At 68.9% G+C, this 18293-nt stretch carries 13 protein-coding genes; 6 read left to right on the top strand and 7 right to left on the bottom strand.

Annotated features, from left to right (window positions below):
- The first annotated feature begins 81 nt into the window (after positions 1-81).
- From ACZ1DY_RS01295 to ACZ1DY_RS01270, 6 genes are all read left to right on the top strand, one after another.
- Positions 82-852, top strand: a complete 771-nt coding sequence (locus ACZ1DY_RS01295; protein WP_465483390.1) for a hypothetical protein — start codon at positions 82-84, stop codon at positions 850-852.
- Positions 849-2861 carry a hypothetical protein gene (locus ACZ1DY_RS01290; protein WP_465483389.1) on the top strand — a complete coding sequence of 671 codons (2013 nt, stop codon included), beginning with the start codon at positions 849-851 and terminating at the stop codon, positions 2859-2861. Before ACZ1DY_RS01295 ends, ACZ1DY_RS01290 begins: the two co-directional genes overlap by 4 nt.
- The gene (locus ACZ1DY_RS01285) at positions 2851-3813 is read left to right on the top strand and encodes a hypothetical protein (protein WP_465483388.1); all 963 of its coding nucleotides are present in this window, start codon (positions 2851-2853) and stop codon (positions 3811-3813) included. The genes ACZ1DY_RS01290 and ACZ1DY_RS01285 overlap by 11 nt, the downstream gene beginning before the upstream one ends.
- Positions 3814-3883: 70 nt before the next feature.
- Positions 3884-6403, top strand: coding sequence for a M14 family zinc carboxypeptidase (locus ACZ1DY_RS01280; RefSeq protein WP_465483387.1), 2520 nt, complete (start codon positions 3884-3886; stop codon positions 6401-6403).
- Positions 6404-6412: 9 nt separating this feature from the next.
- Complete coding sequence (locus tag ACZ1DY_RS01275) at positions 6413-7039, top strand: response regulator (RefSeq protein ID WP_034309658.1); 627 nt, start codon at positions 6413-6415, stop codon at positions 7037-7039.
- Between the two features lie 72 nt (positions 7040-7111).
- Positions 7112-8644 (top strand): hypothetical protein, encoded by a 1533-nt coding sequence (locus tag ACZ1DY_RS01270; RefSeq protein ID WP_465483386.1) that lies wholly within the window; start codon positions 7112-7114, stop codon positions 8642-8644.
- Here the strand turns inward: ACZ1DY_RS01270 and ACZ1DY_RS01265 are convergent.
- The 7 genes from ACZ1DY_RS01265 to cydB all read right to left on the bottom strand — a co-directional run bounded on the left by ACZ1DY_RS01265 (position 8625) and on the right by cydB (position 18203).
- The gene (locus ACZ1DY_RS01265; RefSeq protein ID WP_465483385.1) at positions 8625-10742 is read right to left on the bottom strand and encodes an AAA family ATPase; all 2118 of its coding nucleotides are present in this window, start codon (positions 10740-10742) and stop codon (positions 8625-8627) included. The genes ACZ1DY_RS01270 and ACZ1DY_RS01265 overlap by 20 nt on opposite strands.
- A 63-nt stretch (positions 10743-10805) precedes the next feature.
- Complete coding sequence (locus ACZ1DY_RS01260) at positions 10806-11432, bottom strand: histidine phosphatase family protein (RefSeq protein ID WP_465483384.1); 627 nt, start codon at positions 11430-11432, stop codon at positions 10806-10808.
- 9 nt (positions 11433-11441) lie between these two features.
- A complete protein-coding gene (locus tag ACZ1DY_RS01255; RefSeq protein WP_465483383.1) occupies positions 11442-12083 on the bottom strand; it encodes a class F sortase in 642 nt (213 codons plus the stop codon).
- Positions 12080-12688 (bottom strand): excalibur calcium-binding domain-containing protein, encoded by a 609-nt coding sequence (locus ACZ1DY_RS01250; protein ID WP_465483382.1) that lies wholly within the window; start codon positions 12686-12688, stop codon positions 12080-12082. The genes ACZ1DY_RS01255 and ACZ1DY_RS01250 overlap by 4 nt, the downstream gene beginning before the upstream one ends.
- Before the next feature lie 108 nt (positions 12689-12796).
- Entirely contained in the window at positions 12797-13942 is a 1146-nt protein-coding gene (locus ACZ1DY_RS01245) for a GAF domain-containing sensor histidine kinase (RefSeq protein WP_125679171.1), read from the bottom strand.
- A 14-nt stretch (positions 13943-13956) separates the two neighbouring features.
- A complete protein-coding gene (cydD, locus tag ACZ1DY_RS01240; protein WP_465483381.1) occupies positions 13957-17199 on the bottom strand; it encodes a thiol reductant ABC exporter subunit CydD in 3243 nt (1080 codons plus the stop codon).
- Complete coding sequence (cydB, locus tag ACZ1DY_RS01235; protein WP_257483655.1) at positions 17196-18203, bottom strand: cytochrome d ubiquinol oxidase subunit II; 1008 nt, start codon at positions 18201-18203, stop codon at positions 17196-17198. The genes cydD and cydB overlap by 4 nt, the downstream gene beginning before the upstream one ends.
- Between the last annotated feature and the right edge of the window lie 90 nt (positions 18204-18293).

The raw sequence follows: 18293 nt of genomic DNA, 5'->3' as shown, positions 1-18293 counted from the left end.
CCGTCCCCCGGTTTTCCGGGAGAACGGATTGCCTTCGCACCTAAAACTCTTCGTGCATACCGCCACAGAGAGGTGCGAACCATGCGACAGATGCCCAAGACTGGCGCCCTGTTCGGCTACGACGTGATCGGATCGTCGAGTGTGGACGACGACCTGCTGGAGGAGGTCAGGGGGAATGCCACGGATTTCGTCCTTGAAGCGTTGGAACATGTCGGAGTCGAGGAGCGGAGCCGGGCGAACTACTCGTCGACCGGCGACGGGGCTTTGGCCGTCTATCCCGAATCCGAGCTGCCTGCTTTGATCGATGCCGCCTACTTCCTGCAGGGCAAGCTCTATTTACACAACAGGGCTCATCGTCCGGCGATCAGGCTCCGGCTTGCAGTACACACGGCGCCGGTACGCATCACCGAAGAAGACAATTTTCAACGACCCACGATCGAGCTCGCCCGGCTGCTGGACGCGGCCGAGTTCAAACGGGTCGTTCGACGTATGCCGGATCAGAACCCTGTGACGGTCGCGCTCGTCGTGTCCGACCAGGCCTACCGGGTCGCGGTGCGTAGCCGGCACACCCAGCGCCTGCTGCCGCATGACTTCGGCAAAGTGGAGGTGATCAACAAGGAATTCACCGAGGGCTGTTGGATCTGGGTTCCTGGTCTCGATGCCGAGCGGGTCCGCGAGCTGTCCCTGCCCGAACCGTCAGCGCAGCCCCTCGAACAGCCGGCTTCTGCACCGCACGGGCAGCCCGCGCCTGGCGGAATAGTCATCCAGGGAGGGCTGGAGGGCAACAACTTCCTCGGCGCGAACCATGGCAAGATCACCGCGACCTACCAGCAGCCCGGCGGAAACCCGTGACCGAAACGCTGGAGAATGGCGAGATCCCAGTCCCCGCCCCGGAACCCGACTCCCAGGCCGCTGTCACCGGCAACACGGTGATGGAGAACTCGGGCACCGTGAACAACACGTTCAACAACTTCGGCCCGCAGCCACAAGAAACAGACCGCACCGACGCACCGGAAGTCACGACCAGCCTGGTCGACGGACCGGTACCGGACGCCATGGTCAAGGAGGCGATCAAGGCGTTCTGCCATCCGGGCGGATATCAGAACGCGCTTCGCGTCCTGCGTGAACGCAGGGTGCTCGTCCTCTGTGGGCGGTCGACCGGACGGACCCTCGCCGGCGTACGGATGCTCATCGATCTCAACCTCGATGCCTTACAGCAGCTCGACCCGCTTCGGCCGCTCAACGACCTCGCCACACTGAGAAAGCCCACCGTCCCGACCGGCTATTTGTGGGACGACATAACCACCAAAGACTGGGCCGACGGACTCACCTGGCGGACGCTCTTCAGCCTTGAACGGTTCCTCCGGGAAAGTGGCTCGTTCCTGGTTATCGCCTTCGGTGCCGAGGATGTGCGTGACCCGAACGTAAAGGCCTATCTCGCTGAGATCGTCGCGCCGGACACCGCGGACGTAGCGAAGGCCCATCTCAAAGCCAGAGGTATACCGGAAATCCAGCACGCGGGCCTTCTCGGCCAAGTCGAGCTGGACAGGGCACTTCCTGACTACAGCAGGCCGAGCCGGGGAGCCGAGGTCGCACGCCAGCTGCACGAAGCCGCTCAAGGGCACTACGACATCGAAGAGGTCAAGGAGAACCTCTACCGACGGCAGGACGAGGATGTCAAATCCTGGTTCGAGAAGAACAAGGATCTGCAGATAAGAGCTTTGGCCATTTCTATCGCCTTTTTCGAAGACTGCCCCTACAACACTATCGCGGCGGCCTCGAAAGAACTGGAAGAGGTTCTCAAGAACCCGGAGAACAGGGAAATTTGGCCTTACCGGCCGCCGAACCTGTTCTGGGAAAGCAGAGGCGACCGGCTCCGGCGGGCCCAGGCGAAGCCGCGCCCCGCTGACGAGCTCATGCCTGTCGACCCGGAACCGATCATCTTCTCCAGGCCGGATTGGGGTGAGCGACTGCTCTTGTACGTCTGGAAGGAGCATGAGCGGATTCGCCCGATCATCCAAGACTGGCTGGCCGGCGTGAGTCGTTCCATCCTGATTCCGGGCGCAACAGGCCATGACCAGTCAATGACCCGGTTCGGCACCCTGCTGGCGAAGGCTGCGGAACGCCAGGTGATGGACTGGGTCATCAACTGGGCATACGATGGCTCGGAGAGTCTTCAGTCGCTGGCAGCGATGACATTACGAGGGATGTCTGCGAACAGTTCCTACGTTCGGGTCATCAAGAACTTCCTCCACGCGTGGTGCAATCCCCGAACCCAACTGAGCTGCCGGATGACTGCAGCCATCGCCCTTGGTGGCGAGTTCGGCCGCAGTCAACCCGAGTTCGCCCTACTCCGTCTTCGCCGGCTGACCAAGAACGCCACGCCGGAATTAGGGATCGAAATAGAAAAGACGATAAGTTCGTTACTCGCCGAGCCCAATAATCGAAGTCTTGTCTTGAGCACACTGCCGGTCTGGATACTTGAAGGCGGTGCGACTTCCCGGCAGATCGCCCTGCGCTGCGCACTGACCGCGCTGTCCCTCAACGGGCGGACGATCTCGTTCGCCGAAGGGGACACGGCCGCGGTCAGAATCCTGATCACGGCCTTACTGGAGGACGGCAAGCTTCGACGGAAGGCGCTCTCCGGATTGACCCTGTGGGCGGTGGAGGCCGAATGGAAAGCCGAGTCGAACAGTCACATCGCCGGCTTGCTGCGTCTGCTCTTCACAAGCCCTGACGACATCCTGATCCGTCGGCTCAGCTTCTACCTGCGCAAGGCCTTCGCCGAAGACCCCCGTCAAACCGCACCGCTGAGAAACGCGCTTGCCCGATCACTCAAGGAGATCTCCGATGCCCGCTGACTCCGCCTACGAATCCTGGAGTTCGGTGCGCCGTCACACCCGGCTGTTCCGTACCGTTTTCCGCCATCAACTGAAGAGAAGGCCTACAACGGTCCTTGTGGCCGAGTGCGACGACGGCATGTGGGCCTGCTCGAACCTTCACGTCGGCTCGACCACCGGGGTCATCAAGCTTACGCTCGGGATGGCTCGGGCGAAGACGATCAAACGCCTCTATGAAGTGGATATCTCTCGTACCACCATGCGGTTCACCAGTGTCTTCGAAACGGAGAAAGAAGGCGCCATCGTCGATGGCGACATCACCGTGGCCTGGCACGTGAGCGACCCGGTGGGGCTCATCAAGCAACCGAAGTTCGATCATCTCGACGCGATCCGCAACGCGGCCGAAGACCGCCTACGGCCGATGGTCCGCAAGGCTGGACTCGACGAGATCGAGGGCATCGCTGACAAGGCCGACACCGCACTCGCCCACATGATTCCACTTCGCGAAGGCCCAATTTCCTGGGGAGATGCCAGCACGCTGTTCCGGCTCACTGGAGAAGGCGCTTTGCATCGGCACTCGCTCGAGGAAATCCGGCGGGCACGGATCGTCGACCGCGAACAGCGGGCGATGGACCGGGAACGGATCAACTTCTACACGGAGGTCATCGACTCGGGCCAGGTCAGCCTGCTCGCCATGCTCTTGAGCAACGACAAGGAAAAGGTTCAGGAGGTATTGAACTACATCCACCGTCACGACATCCCCATCGGCCGCATCCTGGTCGACCCCAAGGATCCATTCCGCAACGCGGTCGGACGGCTGATGAGCGAAGCCGACGACTTCGACCTGCACGAGATGCGGGTGGCGTGGCTGAACAGCATCACGTCGCCCGACAGAGGAAGCTCGCTGAACCTACTGCGGGAATCTCTCGAGGAGACCTTGGCCGAAAGCCCGAACGGCTCCAGATCGACATAGCCGCCTTTCGGGTCTTGTGGGGCGTTCGTTCGGCGGAAACACTGTGCCGACGTTCCCCTGGAGGTGGCCCTTGTCGCGTTCGGCTCGCACCGTGTTCCTCGCCCTCGTGCTGTCCCTGAGCGCGGTCGCCGCGCCTGCCTATGCGGCGCCGCCACCGACGACGCACCGGGACCCCGGCAACGGGCCGGAACGCAACGAGATCGCCGCGACCGATCAGCCGATAAGCGTCGCGCGGGCCGCGGCGGGCGAGAACGTCGCGGGCGACCGTTCCGGCTACCCGCGCAAGACCAAGCTGCGCGTGTACCCGGAGAACGCGGCCGACAAGTCGATCAAGCTCGGGCTCGCGCCGTATCACGCGATCGCGCCGAAGCTGAACGCGTTGCAGGCGCGCAGCGACTGGATCTCCGTCGAGATCGCCGGGCAGTCCGGCCTCGGCCGGGACCTCTACCTGGTGACGATCACCGCGCCGGAGAGCCCGTCCGAGACGCGGCGGCAGGACGCTTGGCGGTCGCTGATCGAGAACGACCCGGCCCGCGCCGCGCGCGACCCGTTCCTGCGCCACGGCTACAAGGCGCCGGTGTGGATCAACAACAACATCCACGGCAACGAATGGGAAGGCACCGACGGCGCGCTCCGCGTCATCGAGAAGCTGGCGACGTCGAACGACCGCCAGACCGCCGAACTGCTGAAACGGAACCGGTTCTACTTCAACGTCACGGCCAATCCGGACGGTCGTGTCGCCGGCACGCGGCAGACGTCGCAGGGTTTCGACCCCAACCGCGACTTCGTCACCGCGTCGCAGCCGGAGGTGCGGGCCATGCGCGGGATCGCCATCGGCAAGCAGCCGCTGATGATGCTGGACGAACACGGTTACGTCGCGAACACGCTCATCGAGCCGACCACGCCGCCGCACGGCCAGAACTACGACTTCGACCTCTACATCAAGCACGGGTACGCCAACGGGCTCGGCATGGAGAAGGCGGTCCAGGCGCTCGGGCGGCCGGAGACGGCGAAGCCCGAGATCCCGTTCCGCGACTACGAGCCCGGCAGCTGGGACGGCTGGGCGCCGATCTACACCGCCCAGTACGCGATGTACCACGGCGCGGTGTCCTTCACGATCGAAGTCCCGATGCGGGTCAACAACGCGGACTACGAGACGCAGCCGGTGGCGGAGCTCCAGCGGCGCGCGGTGATCAATACCGAGGTCGTCGAGGCCACCATCGGCAGCACGCTGCAGTACGTCGACCGCAACCGCGGCGAGCTCATCGCGAACCAGATCGAGATGTTCCGCCGCGGCACGGCGGGCGAGGCACAGCGCGAGATCCCCGACGGGTTCGTGCCCGGTTTCGGGCCGGAAGACCGCTACCGCACCGAGTTCCCGCGCGCGTACGTCATTCCCGCCGGCGCGGACCAGCGTTCCGCCGTCGCCGCTTCGCGTCTCGTCGACCACCTGGTGGCCAACGACGTCCGCGTGAAGCAGGCGGATCGCCCGTTCTCGCTGGCCGGACGCCGTTACCCGGCCGGTTCGTACGTGGTCGACATGCACCAGCCGAAACGCGGCCTGGCGAACGTGATGCTGGAGCAGGGCAGCGACATCTCGGCGAAGGTGCCGGTCATGTACGACATCTCCGGCTGGAGCCATCGCCTGCTGTGGGGCGCGTCGGTCGACATCGTGAAGCAGGGTCGCCTCGACGTCCGGGCGCACGACGTCGTCGCGGCGTCGCCGACCGGTGGCGTCGACGCCGCGCCCGGCCGGGACCTCGCGCTGAAGCTCGTCGACGGCAAGGACGTCAGCGCCGCCAACGACCTGCTGAACCGCGGGCTCGCTCTCGGCCGCACCGACGACGGCACGATCGTCGTCCCCGCGTCGGCCCGGCAGGCCGCCGCGGAGGTGGCGGACCGCTACGGCGTCCGGTTCACCGAAGCGAGCGGGACAGCGACGCCGTTGACGCGGAAGACCATCGCGGCCGCCGTCGGTCCGGACGAGCTGAAAGCGCTGCGGGACATGGGCTTCGACGTGCGGCCGGTGTCGGCGGCCGTGCTCAACGCCGGCTTCGACTGGTCCCGGGTGGACCTGCTGTTCGTCTCTTCGGGACTGCGGTACACCGATCTCAACCCGGCGGCGAAGGACGCTTTGCGCGCCTTCCTCGCCCGCGGCGGCGTGGTCACCCGAGGTGCCACCGGCGCGCGGTTCAACACGGACGTGGGACTTCTCGAAGCACGTCCGGTCGCGGGCTGGGAAGACGGGAACGGCGTCGTTTCGGTCGTCAACGGCACCGGCCCGGTGGGCGGCGGCGCGCTGCCGGACTCGTTCGTCTACGGGCCGTTCTGGTTCACCGATCTCGGCTCCTCGGTCAAGGTCGAGCAGCGCTACGCGAGCGGGAATCCGCTGGTCGCGGGGCACTGGCGGACGCGGGACGACGGAACGGGCGGGCCGCTGCAGGCGGCGGGACAGGCCGCGGTCGTGTCCGGGACCTCGGGACTCGGCGGACGGGCGGTGCTGTTCGGCACCGAACCGCTGTTCCGCGATCACCCGAAGGGCTTGTACTCGCAGGTGGCCAGGGCGATTTACTGGGCCGCCGCGAAGTAACGTGGGGGTATGCCGATCCAGGTGCTGCTCATCGACGACCACGAGGTGGTGAGGCGCGGCCTGCGTGACCTCCTCACCGACGAGCCCGACATCGAGGTGGTCGCCGAAGCGAGCGGGGTCGACGAGGCCCTGGCCGTGGCGATGCACGTCGAGCCGGACGTCGCCGTTGTCGACGTCCGGCTCGGCGACGGCGACGGCATCGCGCTCTGTCGCGAGCTGCGGTCGAAGCCGAACCCGCCGCAGTGCCTGATGCTGACCGCGTTCGACGACGAGGAGGCCATGGTCGGCGCGATCATGGCAGGCGCGGCCGGGTACCTGCTGAAACAGGTCCGCGGCCAGGACGTCGTCAACGCGGTCCGCGAGGTCGCGGCGGGCCGGTCCCTGCTCGATCCGCTGTCGACGGCGCGGGTGCTCGACAAGCTGCGGCATCCGCCCGAGGACGAGCTCGGCTCCCTCACCGAACGCGAGCGTGAGGTGCTGGAGCTGATCGGGCAGGGCATGTCCAACCGCGAGATCGCGGAACGCCTGTTCCTCGCCGAGAAGACGGTGAAGAACTACGTGACGTCGGTACTCGCGAAGCTGGGCATGCAGCGCCGCACGCAGGCCGCGGCGTGGATCGCGCGCCGGGACAGGTAGTGCGCGAAATACGTACCCCCCCCCCCGTCGTTTTGGCCGAAGGTCCCGGTCGAGCCGGGGTTCCGCTCCTGGTTGACCAACGCTCCCGAACGACAGCTCCTCGTGGTCGTCCGGACGTTGACGACGTTGAACCGGCTCCAGGACATCCTGACCCTGACGAGCGCCGACCTCCGGATCCAGACCACCTTCACCTTCGACGAGGCGCGGCCGGGCATCCTTTCGGCCGGGGTGAGCGACGCGCTGCGTGCCCTGCGCGTCGCCGTCACGCCGTGGGAGCAGGCCGCCAAGAACACCTTCGACCTCATCCTCGCGGCGAGCGAGAACGACGCCCTGCACGAGCTGAACGGGCCGATCCTGCTGGTGCCGCACGGGATCGGTTACCAGAAGTACTACCCGGGCGGACGGGTCACGTCGGGGATGGACCCGGACCGGCTCGTGCACCACGACCGGGTGATCCCGGCGGCGATCGCGCTTTCGCACTCCGTGCAACGGGAACAGCTGAAGTCGGCCTGCCCGGAGGCGCTGGACCGGGCGGTCGTCGTCGGCGATCCCTGTCACGACCGGATGATGGCGAGCAGGCACCGGGTGGCGGCGTACCGCGCGGCGCTCGGCTCCGGCGACCGGAAGGTCGTCGCGATCGCGTCGACCTGGGGCCGGCATTCGCTCTACGCCACGCATCCGCGGCTGCCCCAGCGGCTGCTGACCGAACTGCCGCTCGACGACTACCAGATCGTCCTCACCCTGCACCCCGGCGTGTGGGCGGCGCACAGCCCGTGGCAGCTGGAGTCGTGGCTACGGCCGGAACTCGCCGCGGGGCTCACCCTCGTTCCCCCGGATCACGGCTGGCAGGCCGCGTTGCTGGCCGCGGACTGCGTGATCTCCGATCAGGGATCCGCCGCGCTGTACGCCGCCGCGGCGGGTAAACCGGTGCTTCTCACCGCGTCCGCCGCCACCACGACGGTGGACGACTCGCCACTCGCGATGCTGACCAGGGTCGCGGCCAAGGTGGCGGGCGATGGGCTTCGCGAGCAGATCGACACGGCCATCGAGAACCATGTTCCGGAGCGCTACCGCCCGATCGTCGACCAGGCCGTCGAGGACGCCGCGAGCGGTCCGCGGCTGGGCGATGTGCTCTACGACCTTCTGGACCTGAAGCGGCCGGATCCCCGTCCCGCCTTCCCGCCCGTGCCGGATCCGGCGCCGGTGACCCATCCGGTGGCCGCGCTCGCCGCCGGATGGGACGAAACCGGGAAACTGGTCCGGTTTCCCGCCTCCACCCGGCCGGAAAGCCTGCGCCACCGGCATGTTCTCGCCCACGCGGATCAAGCGACCCTGCGCGATCTGGACGGGGCGGCCGTCGTGTTCGCTGAGGACCCGGGCCGGTTCGACGAACTGCTCACCCATTGGCCGCTCGCCCGGCTCGTCGCCGCTCCCGCCGCCGGCGGCTGTCTCGCGCGGGTCCGGGACCGCGGCGATTACCTGCTGTCCGCGGAAATCGACCCGACCCTCCTGGCGAGTCACCTCTACCTTCTGCTCGCCTCGCACACGGACGTCGAAGGGACGCACATGGTCGGCGGGCGGCCCGTCACCGTCGCCCGCTGTTAGCCAGGACCGAACGGAACTCGGCCTCTCGCGGATGCCCCGCGTCGAAGTACGTCTGCCAGGCACGCTGGAAGTGCGTGTGCGCCCGGCCGTGGTCCCCGCGCGCCGCGAAAAGCCTGCCGAACTCCTCCTCGAACTCGGCCGTGTACTGCGTCGCGCCGGACACCAGCCGCCACGCCTCGAGCAGTTCGCGTTCGGCGTCGTCGTAGTGGCCGACCGCCCGGAGGTACTTGGCCCGCACCATGGACACCCGGCCGAGGTTCCGGCTGTCCGACGCGGGGAACTGCTGTGCGGATTCGGCGAGCAACGCCCAGACGTGCTCGTACGCGCCGGCCTTCAGCAGCACGTTCGCCAGCATGCGGGTGTGGATGCCGAGCGACCGGCGGCCCGCTTCGGCCATCGCCCGGTCCAGTGTCACGGCTCGCCAGAGGAAGTCCGCGGCGGCCGGGAGGAGCCCTTTCTCCTCGTGGAACCGGCCGCAGAACTCCTGAACGGACGATTCCAGCGCCGGGTTGTCCAGGGTCCGGACCGTTTCGAGCGCCTCCTCCAGCAGCGGCTGGGCGCGGTCGAAATCGTGCAGCAGGAAGTAGGTACGGCCTTGCTGACTGAGGATCCTCGTGGTCAGGGCCGGTTCGCCATGCCGCCTCGCCGCGAGGAGACCGAAGTGGTTGATATGGGCGAAAAGCCGGTGGTGCCCGCGGTTGAGCATGAGCACTTCCAGCGCGCCGCAGATCTGCCCGAGCTCGACGTCCCGTTCGCGCTCGAAGGCCTGAAACGCCAGCGCGCCATAGGTTTCCCGGGCGTCCTCGACCCAGTCGAGCGGCGCCTTACCCTCGAAATCCGGGGCGGGCACGGAAACCGGCTCGTAGCAACGCAGGCGGTCCGGACTGGTGCGGTGATCCGCGGCGACGGCCTGGTCGCGGAAGAAGACCAGCGCCCGATCGGTCGCGACGTCCCAGGTCCCACGCCGGCGCGCCCCCTCCCGGATCAGGTTGAACAGCCGCTGCCGGGGAGTGCCGGTCGGCGCCAGGAACCCCGCGTCGGTGAGTTCGTCGAGCGCGTCTCCGGCGGGCGCGCCGAAGACCGCGGTCGCCGACGCCGTCGTGAAATCGGGCCCGGGATGGGACGCCAGCAGTTCGCAGAGTTCCGCGGCGCCGGCGGACAGCTCGGCGAACGACTGCTCGAACGCCATCGCGATGACGTCGACCCCGCCGAGCACCCCGGTCCGCCGGAAATCGGCCAGTACCGAGGCGACCGCGCCGGGACCGCGCCGCAGTCGTTTGCGGATCCGGACGCCGGCCTGCACCAGGGCGAACGGCATGTGGTCGCACAGCGCGGCGAGTTCGGCGGCGGCGTCGCGTTCCGCCTCGATGGCCGCCGGATCCGACGCCTTGCCGAGGAGTTCGAGCGCGAAGTCCCGTTCGAGGGAGTCCAGTTCGATCGGCGGAGCGACGTTGCCCGCCAGCAGGTCGTCATCCTGGCGGATGGCGGTCACCAGCACGAGACTCGACGGCGACGAAGGGATCAGCTCGCGGACGTCCGTGGCCACTTCGGCGTTGTCCAGTGCCAGGAGGAACCGGCGCCGGGCGGTGACCGACCGGTACTGGGCCCACAGCTCGGCGGAATTCGTGGTCACCAGATTCGTCTCGACCCCGAGCGCGCGCAGGACCCTGGTCGCCACCTCCGAGCGGCGCAGCACGGTGCCGTCGCGATAGTCCGCGAGGTCGACGTAGACCTGATCCGGGTAGCGGTCGCGGAGGTCGTCCGCGAGCCGGTACACGAGCGCGCTCTTCCCTGCCCCGCGTGGGCCGGTGATGACGTGGACGCCCGGCCCCGAAGCGCTTCGCCGTTCCCTGTCCCGGTCGACGAAATGCGCGGGCGAGCCCGGCACGTCGCGGACGCCGGTGCCGTCTCCCGCGAGGATCTCCTGCAACCGCTCGGCGAATTCGGGATCGGTTTCGACCAGTTCCCGGACGGCTCGCTCGGCGCCGACGGGATCCGCGAGCAGCGCCTCGACGTCCTGTGCGGTGCGGCGCCGGGCGAGCCGCTTGGCCACCAGGTCCTTCACCCCGCCGGCGGCGCCGACCGCCAGCGCTTTCACGGCCTCACCCAGAACGGCTTCCCACACGGCGTGTTCCCCTCGTCACGGCTGGTACCGAGGCTATCAACGATCGGCCTCCCCGGTCGGGAGATGGCCGATCACGACCTGCCGGTTGTGGAAGAAGTCGTCCTCACGCAGCACCGTGACGCTGCCTGGTGAACCGCGGAAGTCGACGTATCCGGCCGATTCGAGCGGCATCCGGATCCACGCGGCGATCACGAAGGTGAGCGCACCGCCGTGCGTGACGACGATCTGGTGCTCGCAACGGCTTTCCAGGATCGACCCCATGGCCGCGTACACCCTCGCGGCCATCGCGCCCTTGGTTTCGGCGCCGGGGATTCCCTCGTCGTGCCCCAGCCGCTCACCGGTGGCGGGTGGCGGGACGAACCTGCTGTCCAGCCATTCCCGCGGTTTGCCACCGGCTTCCCCGTACGACTTCTCACGCAGCCGCCGGTCCAGGATCGGGGCCACGCCGAGCCGTTCGCCGATCAGTTCCGCGGTCCGTGCGGTGCGGCGCAGATCCGAGGAGTAGAGCTCCACCTCGTCCGGCACCTTCGCCCGCAGCGACTCGGCGACGGCGACGGCCGCGCGTTCACCGCCGGGGGTGAGTTCGGAGTCGAACCATCCGCCCACCAGGCGATCGACGTGGTGGGTGGCCTCCGGATGCGTGACGACGTAGACGGTGCGCATCCTCCGAATCTAAACGCGCGTCAGTTTCGCGTAGGCGATGACGTTGTCGAGGTAGTTGCCGGTCGAGGAGTCGAAATCACCGCCGCAGGTGATCAGGCGCAGTTCGGGTCCGGTCGTGTCGCCGTAGACCTTCTCCGTGGGGAAGGCCGCCTTCGCATGCCGTTCGACGGCGTAAACGGTGAACACCGCCGTGATCCCGTCTTCGCGGTGGACGAGGGCTTCGTCGCCTGCCTTCAGTTCCTTGAGCCGGACGAAGACGCCGGGGACCTTCTTGTAGTCGACGTGCCCGGCGAGGACGGCGGGCCCGATCTGGCCGGGTGCCGGGCCACCGGTGAACCAGCCGGTGGTGATCGCGTCCTGCGGCACCTCCAGGGTGCCGTCACCGGCCAGACCGAGGTCGATGATCTGGCCGGTGCGGACCCCGATCGCCGGGATCTCGAGCTTGGCGGGCCGGGCGGGCGCCAGCGGAGAGACCGTTGAGGCCGCGGTGGAGGGCGCCGCCGCCGTGGACACGGTGGTGGGTGGCGCCGGCGACGCGACCTTGCCCGGCGGCGGAACGGCGCACGCGGTCAGCGCGACCGCGCACACCACCCCGATGAGGGCGCCGATGACCAGCGGAAACGGCCACCGGCGCCAGAACGCCCCGGTCATCGTTCGGCACGCCGCCGGAGCACCAGGGACGCGCCCGCCGCCGTCGCGGTCAGCAGTGCGGCGCCGGTCAGCGCGACCGCGGCGACCTCCAGGGGACCGCCGTTGGCCTCGCCGCCGCCGGTCGCGACGCCACCGACGGGCTTGACCTTGACCTGGCCCGATTTCGCCGGTTCGCCGAAGCGGGATTCGCAGGCGTACCCGTCGTGGTCACCGTCGAGCTTGTGCGGGTCCCGCGGGTTCTTCTTGAGCTCGGCCTGCGCGGCGGCCTGCGACGGGAAATCGGCGCAATCCTTGTCGGTGGATCGCGGCGCCGTCGTTTTCGTGGTGCTCGGCGGTGCGGTGGGCGTGCTTGTTTCGGTCGGCGCCGTTCCGCGCTTGGGAAGCCTTTCGCAGGCGATTCCGTCGTTGTCGTCGTCCAGGTTGTGCGGATCGGATCGATCTTTCTGGAGTTCGGCCTGAGCGTCTTCCTGGTACTTGAAGTCACCGCAGTTCAGATCGGCGATCGCGGGCGCTTCCGCCAGCGCGAACGCCACGGAAGCGGGGCCGAACAAGGAGAATCCGGCGAGGATGACGGCCGTGCCGAGGGCGCGACGAACCGAGGACATGGGGAGTCCTTTCACTGGGATTTCGCGCTCCGAGCGCGTTCGATGCACTTACAGTCGCGCACCGGCGCCAGCTGTTACGGATTAATCGGAATTCTCGAACCGTTAATTTCACACGGTTTGGTCGAGTGGAACGTCGAAAGCGACCAAAGTCCCGAGACTCGGCGAAGAATTGATCGAAAAGCGCCCGCCGGACGTCGTCGCGCGTTCGGCGAGATGACGGAGACCGCGTTTGGCCACTCCCTGCGGAACACCGGATCCGTTGTCCCGCACCCGGAGTTTGACGCCTTCCGCGTCACGGCTGAGCGTCACGCGGGTCTCGCTCGCCCCGGAGTGTCTGACCACATTGGACAGTGCTTCGCGGAGGGCGGCGCGGATGTGGTCCGCCTGCTCGGCGGGGATGTCGGCCAGCTCTCCCGAAAGTTCGAGGGTCGGCGGGTAGCCGAGCAACTCGCCCGCGATCCGCACCTCGCCCCGTGCGGATTCGGCGAGGTCGGTGGCGGTGACCGTCTGGTTCGCGGGTTCCGGGCTGCGCAGGGCGCGCACGGTACCGCGGATCTCTTCGATGGTCTGGTCGAGCTGGTCGATCGCCTCGGACAGGCGCGCGCCATCGGCCTGGGCGAAGCGTTTCCGCATGTTCTTGCGGACGCGGTCGAGCTGCATCCCGGCGCCGTAGAGGCGCTGCACGATGACGTCGTGCAGCTCGCGCGCGATGCGTTCCCGCTCTTGGTAGAGGGTCACGCGGTGCCGTGCGTTGGCGCCTTCCGCCAGCGCCAGCACCACGCCCGCCTGCGCGGCGAACGCCGTGAGCACCTCGACCGTACTGGCGGAGAACGGTTCCCCGCCGTGGCGGCGGTACACGGTGAGCGCGCCGAGGACGCGTCCGCCCGCGCCGAACGCCGACGCGGCGAACGGCCCGAAGCCCTGGAGCTCCGGCGGCACGAACGGCGCCGTGCGGGGATCGACGGTGAAGTCCTCGCTGACCACCGGTTTCCCGCCCCTGGCGACCTGGCCGGCGGCGGAATCGGCGGAAAAGGCCAGCCCCCGGAGACCCTGGGTGGTGTCCCCGTGCGCGGCCTCGGCGACCACCTGGCCGTCGTCCGCGCGCACCATGACGAGACCGAGGTCGGCCTCGGCCAGTTCGACGGCGCGGGCGACCACGGTCTCCAGCACGTCGCCCGGGTCTTCACCCGACAGGGCGGTGCCGGTGATCTCGGTGGCGGCGGACAGTGCGCGCGCGGCAAGCGTGGGATCCATGAGCGCTATCGACATTAGTCGGCCCCGGCCATCGCGCGCGCTGTGACGCGGCCCTCCCGCACCTCCAGGATCACGTCCGCGCCGTCGGCTTCGGCGGCGTTGTGCGTGACGTGGACGACGGTCTTCCCGGCGAGCGCCTCGCCGAGCCGTTCGCGGACGGTGCGCGCGGTCGGCTCGTCGAGATGAGCGGTGGGCTCGTCGAGCAGCACCAGATCGGCACGCGCGGCACCGAGCACGGCCCGTGCCAGCGCGACCCGCTGCGCCTGCCCGCCCGAAAGCCCGGCGCCGGCGCTGTCGAGCATCGTCGTGAGCTCGACGTCCTCGAGAACCGCCTGATACAAGGCTTTCCGCAGGTCCGCCTCGGACGCCGTCGGCTTGGCCAGTCGCAGGTTCTCGGCGACCGTGGTCGAGACGAGCATCGGCTCCTGCGGCGCCCAGGCGACGTTCTCGGGAACGGCGACGTCGCCCTTGCTCGGCTTGAGGAAACCGAGCAGGGCCGCGACGAGCGTCGATTTCCCGGCGCCGCTCGGGCCGACGACGGCGACGTGCGTGCCGGGCGCGATGTCGAGGTCGACCCCGGTGAGGACCGGGCGCTCCGTGCCGGGCCAGCCGAGGTCGGCGTTCCGGATCCGCACCCCGCCGGTGCCAGGAACGGCGCTTTCCTCGCTGAGAACGGCCCGTTCATCGCAAGCGGCGAGGCGCAGACGGGCCTGGCGCAGGGTGTCCCAGTGCTGCGCGGCGGGCGGAAGAAGGGAGAAGACCTCCGCGAGCGCGAGCGGCACCAGGCCGGCCACGGGCGCGAGGACCGGGTTCAGCGCGCCGGCGGCGACGGCGCTCACGGCGAACCCGGTGCTCACGACGGTGGCGGCCCCTGTCGCCAGGATGATCAGGGCGTCGGCCGCTCCGGCGCCGAAGGCCTGTCGCCGGGCTTCGGCGGTCAGCGCGGCGTCGGTCGTGGCGATTCGGCGACGTCGCTCTTTGTCGACCCCGTAGGCGATCAGTTCGGCGGCGGCTTCCAAGAGGCTCAGCACCTGCGCCGACACCGAACGTCGTCCGGCGGCCAGGGCGCTGGTCGCGCGGCGCTCCACCCGGAGCGCGAGCAGCGGCGCGAACGCGCTGACCAGCACGGCTGCGGCCAGCGCGAGCCCGGCTTCGGGCAGCACGACGGCCTGGACCGCGACGGCGCCGACGGCCACCAGCGCGACCACGACCAGCGGCGTGATCACGCGCGGAAGCAGGTCGCGCACGGTGTCGGTGTCGCCGACGAGCCGTCGCTGCTCCTCACCGGCCCGCAGCGCGCGAGCCGGGCCGAGCCGCACCAGCGACTCCCACAGCCGGACGCGCAGGCTTCCGGCGATCCGGAACGCGGCGTCGTGCGTGACCAGCCGTTCGAGGTAACGCAGCCCCGCGCGGCCGAGGCCGAACGTCCGCACGCCGACGATCAGCACCGTCAGGGTCAGGATCGGCGGCTGTTGCGACGCCTTGGCGATCAGCCAGCCCGAAAGCGCGGTCAGCGCGACCCCGGCGAGCAGAGCGGCGGCACCGAGCAACGCGCCACCGAAGAACCTGGGGTGCAGCAGGTCGCGCCAGGGCAGCGGCTTGACTGTCTGTCCGTCTTCGGTGGTTCCGGAGTCGGCAGGCACCATGGTCGACATGTCGACACCGGGCGTGCGCTCGTGTGCGGCGATGATCGCGGCGGCGCCGTTGCCGACCGCCTCGTGGACCGCGGCCATGACGAGCGCGGCGTTGGCCTCGTCGAGGTGGGCGGTCGGTTCGTCGAGCAGGAGCAGCCACGCGCCCGACCGGACCCGCGTCAGCGCCCGCGCCACCGCGACACGCTGCCGTTGCCCCTGTGACAGCTTGGAAACCGGCCGCTCGGCGAGCCCAGCGAGGCCGAGTTCGGCGAGGACGTCTTCGCCGCCGACCTCCTCGCGGACCGTGCCCCCGCCGAACACCGGCGACTGCGGCACCCAGGCGACGTTCTCGCGCCACCGCTCCAGGTCGGCGTCGGCGAGGTCGGTACCGCCGACGGTGATCGTCCCGTCGTGCGCCTGCACGAAACCGAGCAGCGTGGCGAGCGTCGTCGATTTGCCGCCGCCGCTGGGCGCGCGCAGCCAGGTGAGCTCGCCGGGCCGGACGCTGAACGTCTCGCCGTCGGGCGCGAATCCGCCGCGCCTGGCGACCCGCAGTCCTCGGACGTCGATCTCGCCCTTGGTGGGCGTCTCGGAACCGTTGGGCGGCAAGGGTTCCGCCAACACGTCCGCGACACGGCGGACGGCCTCGACACCGTCTTCGCTGGCGTGGAAGGCGGCGCCGACCGCGCGCAGCGGCTGGTAGCACTCGGGCACGAGGATCAGCACGCCGAGCCCGATGGCCAGCGACAGTTCGCCGGAGACCAGGCGGACACCGATGACGACGGCGACCAGCGCGACCGACAGCGTCGCGATCAGTTCCAGCGCGAACGCCGACGCGAACGCGACCTTCAACGTCTTGAGCGTCGTGCGGCGATGACGTTCGGAGATCTTCCGGACCGTCTCGGCCTGCGCGCCGGCGCGGCGGAACGCGCTGAGGACCGGCAGGGCACGGACGAGTTCGAGCAGGTGCCCCGAAAGGCGTTGCTCGGCGTCGGCGGCTTCGGCGACGCGCTCGGCGGTGTGCTTGCCGATCAGGATCGCGAACAGCGGCACCAGCGGCACGGTGATCACGACGAGCACGGCCGACGGCCAGTCGGCGAACAGGATCGCGACGCCCGCGGCGAGCGGCACGATCGCGGCGGTCACCAATGCCGGGAGGTACTGGGTGAAGTACGCGTCGAGCGCGTCGAGCCCCTTGGTGGTCAACGACGTCAGCTCGCCGTGACCGCGGCGCGCGATCCATTCCGGGCCGAGTTTCAAAGCGTGGTCGAGGGCTTTGGCGCGCAGCTCCTCCTTCGCGCGGGCGGCCGCGCGAACGGAAACGATCCGCACCGCCCAGCCGGTCAACGCGCGCCCTGCGACGAGCGCGAGCAGCACGGCCAGCTGGGCGGTGCGGTCCCCCGGTGTTCCGCGGACTACCGCGGAGAGGACGTCGGCGAGTAGGAAAGCCTGCCCCACCAGCAGGATCGCGTTGACGAAGGACAGGATCCCGCTGAGGATCAACGCCCGGCGCGCCGCACTCGAAAGTGGAGCCAGCGCGCCGAGCGGACCCTTCCCCGGTCGCGCTGGGTCCATTGTGGACTCCGTGGCGGAAAGGGTGTCGCGGCCGGGAAGTTCGGTCATGGTGCGTGCACCGGTGGGATGTGCCGGGTGCCGATGCGCTTGCGGAACACCCAGTACGTCCAGCCCTGGTAGATCAGAACGGCGGGAGCGCCGAACAGCGCGACCCAGGTCATCACGGTCAGCGTGTACGGGCTCGACGCCTCGCCCGCGATGGTCAGCGTGTTCGCCGGGTCCACAGTGGACGGCAGGACGTTCGGGTACAGGGCGACGAAGATCGCGACGGCGGAAGCCGCGATGACCCCGCCGAGCGCGGCGAACGCCTGACCTTCGCGGCCCATGCGGATCTTGAACCACGCGAGGACCGCGGCGACCACCGCGACGCCGATGAGGAACAGCGTCCAGAGGTCACCCGAGCGCAACTGCACGACGATGAGGAACGCGAGCAACGGCAGGAGCGCGACCGGGAGCAGGCGGGTGGCCAGGTTCCGTGCCCGGTGGCGGAGGTCGCCTTCGGTCTTGAGTGCGAGGAAGGCGGCGCCGTGGACCAGGGAGAACCCGACGACCGCGATCGCGCCGAGCAACGTTTCGAGGCTGAGGGCGGCGAACGGGCCGCCGACGCGGTTGCCGTCGGCGTCGAGCGGGAGACCGAGGACGGTGGTCGCGAGCAGCAGGCCGACGCCGAACGGCGGGACCCACGAACCGATGCCGATGACGCGGTCCCAGTTGCGGCGCCAGCGATCGGAGTCGACCTTGCCGCGGTACTCGAACGCGACGCCGCGGCCGATGAGGGCGAGCAGGACCACCAGGAGCGGGAGGTACGCGGCCGAGAAGAGCGACGCGTACCAGCCGGGGAACGCGGCGAACATCGCGCCGCCGGCGACGATCAGCCAGACCTCGTTGCCGTCCCAGACCGGGCCGATCGTGTTGACCATGACGCGGCGCTCGGTGTTGTCCTTCGCGAGGACCGGCATGAGCATGCCGACGCCGAAGTCGAAGCCTTCGAGGAAGAGGTAACCGAGCCAGAAGAGGGCGATGACGCAGAACCAGATCGTTTCGAGGGTCATCGGATACTCACTTTCCTGGCTCGCGTGGCCTTCCGGACGCTTTCGCCGCGGCGAAGGGCCCCTTCAGCCCGCTGCCCGGTCACGCGCCCG

The organism is Amycolatopsis sp. PSD-21 (assembly GCF_055561455.1).
Note: the sequence above shows the minus strand (reverse complement) of the source record. Positions and strands in the feature narration are given on the sequence as shown.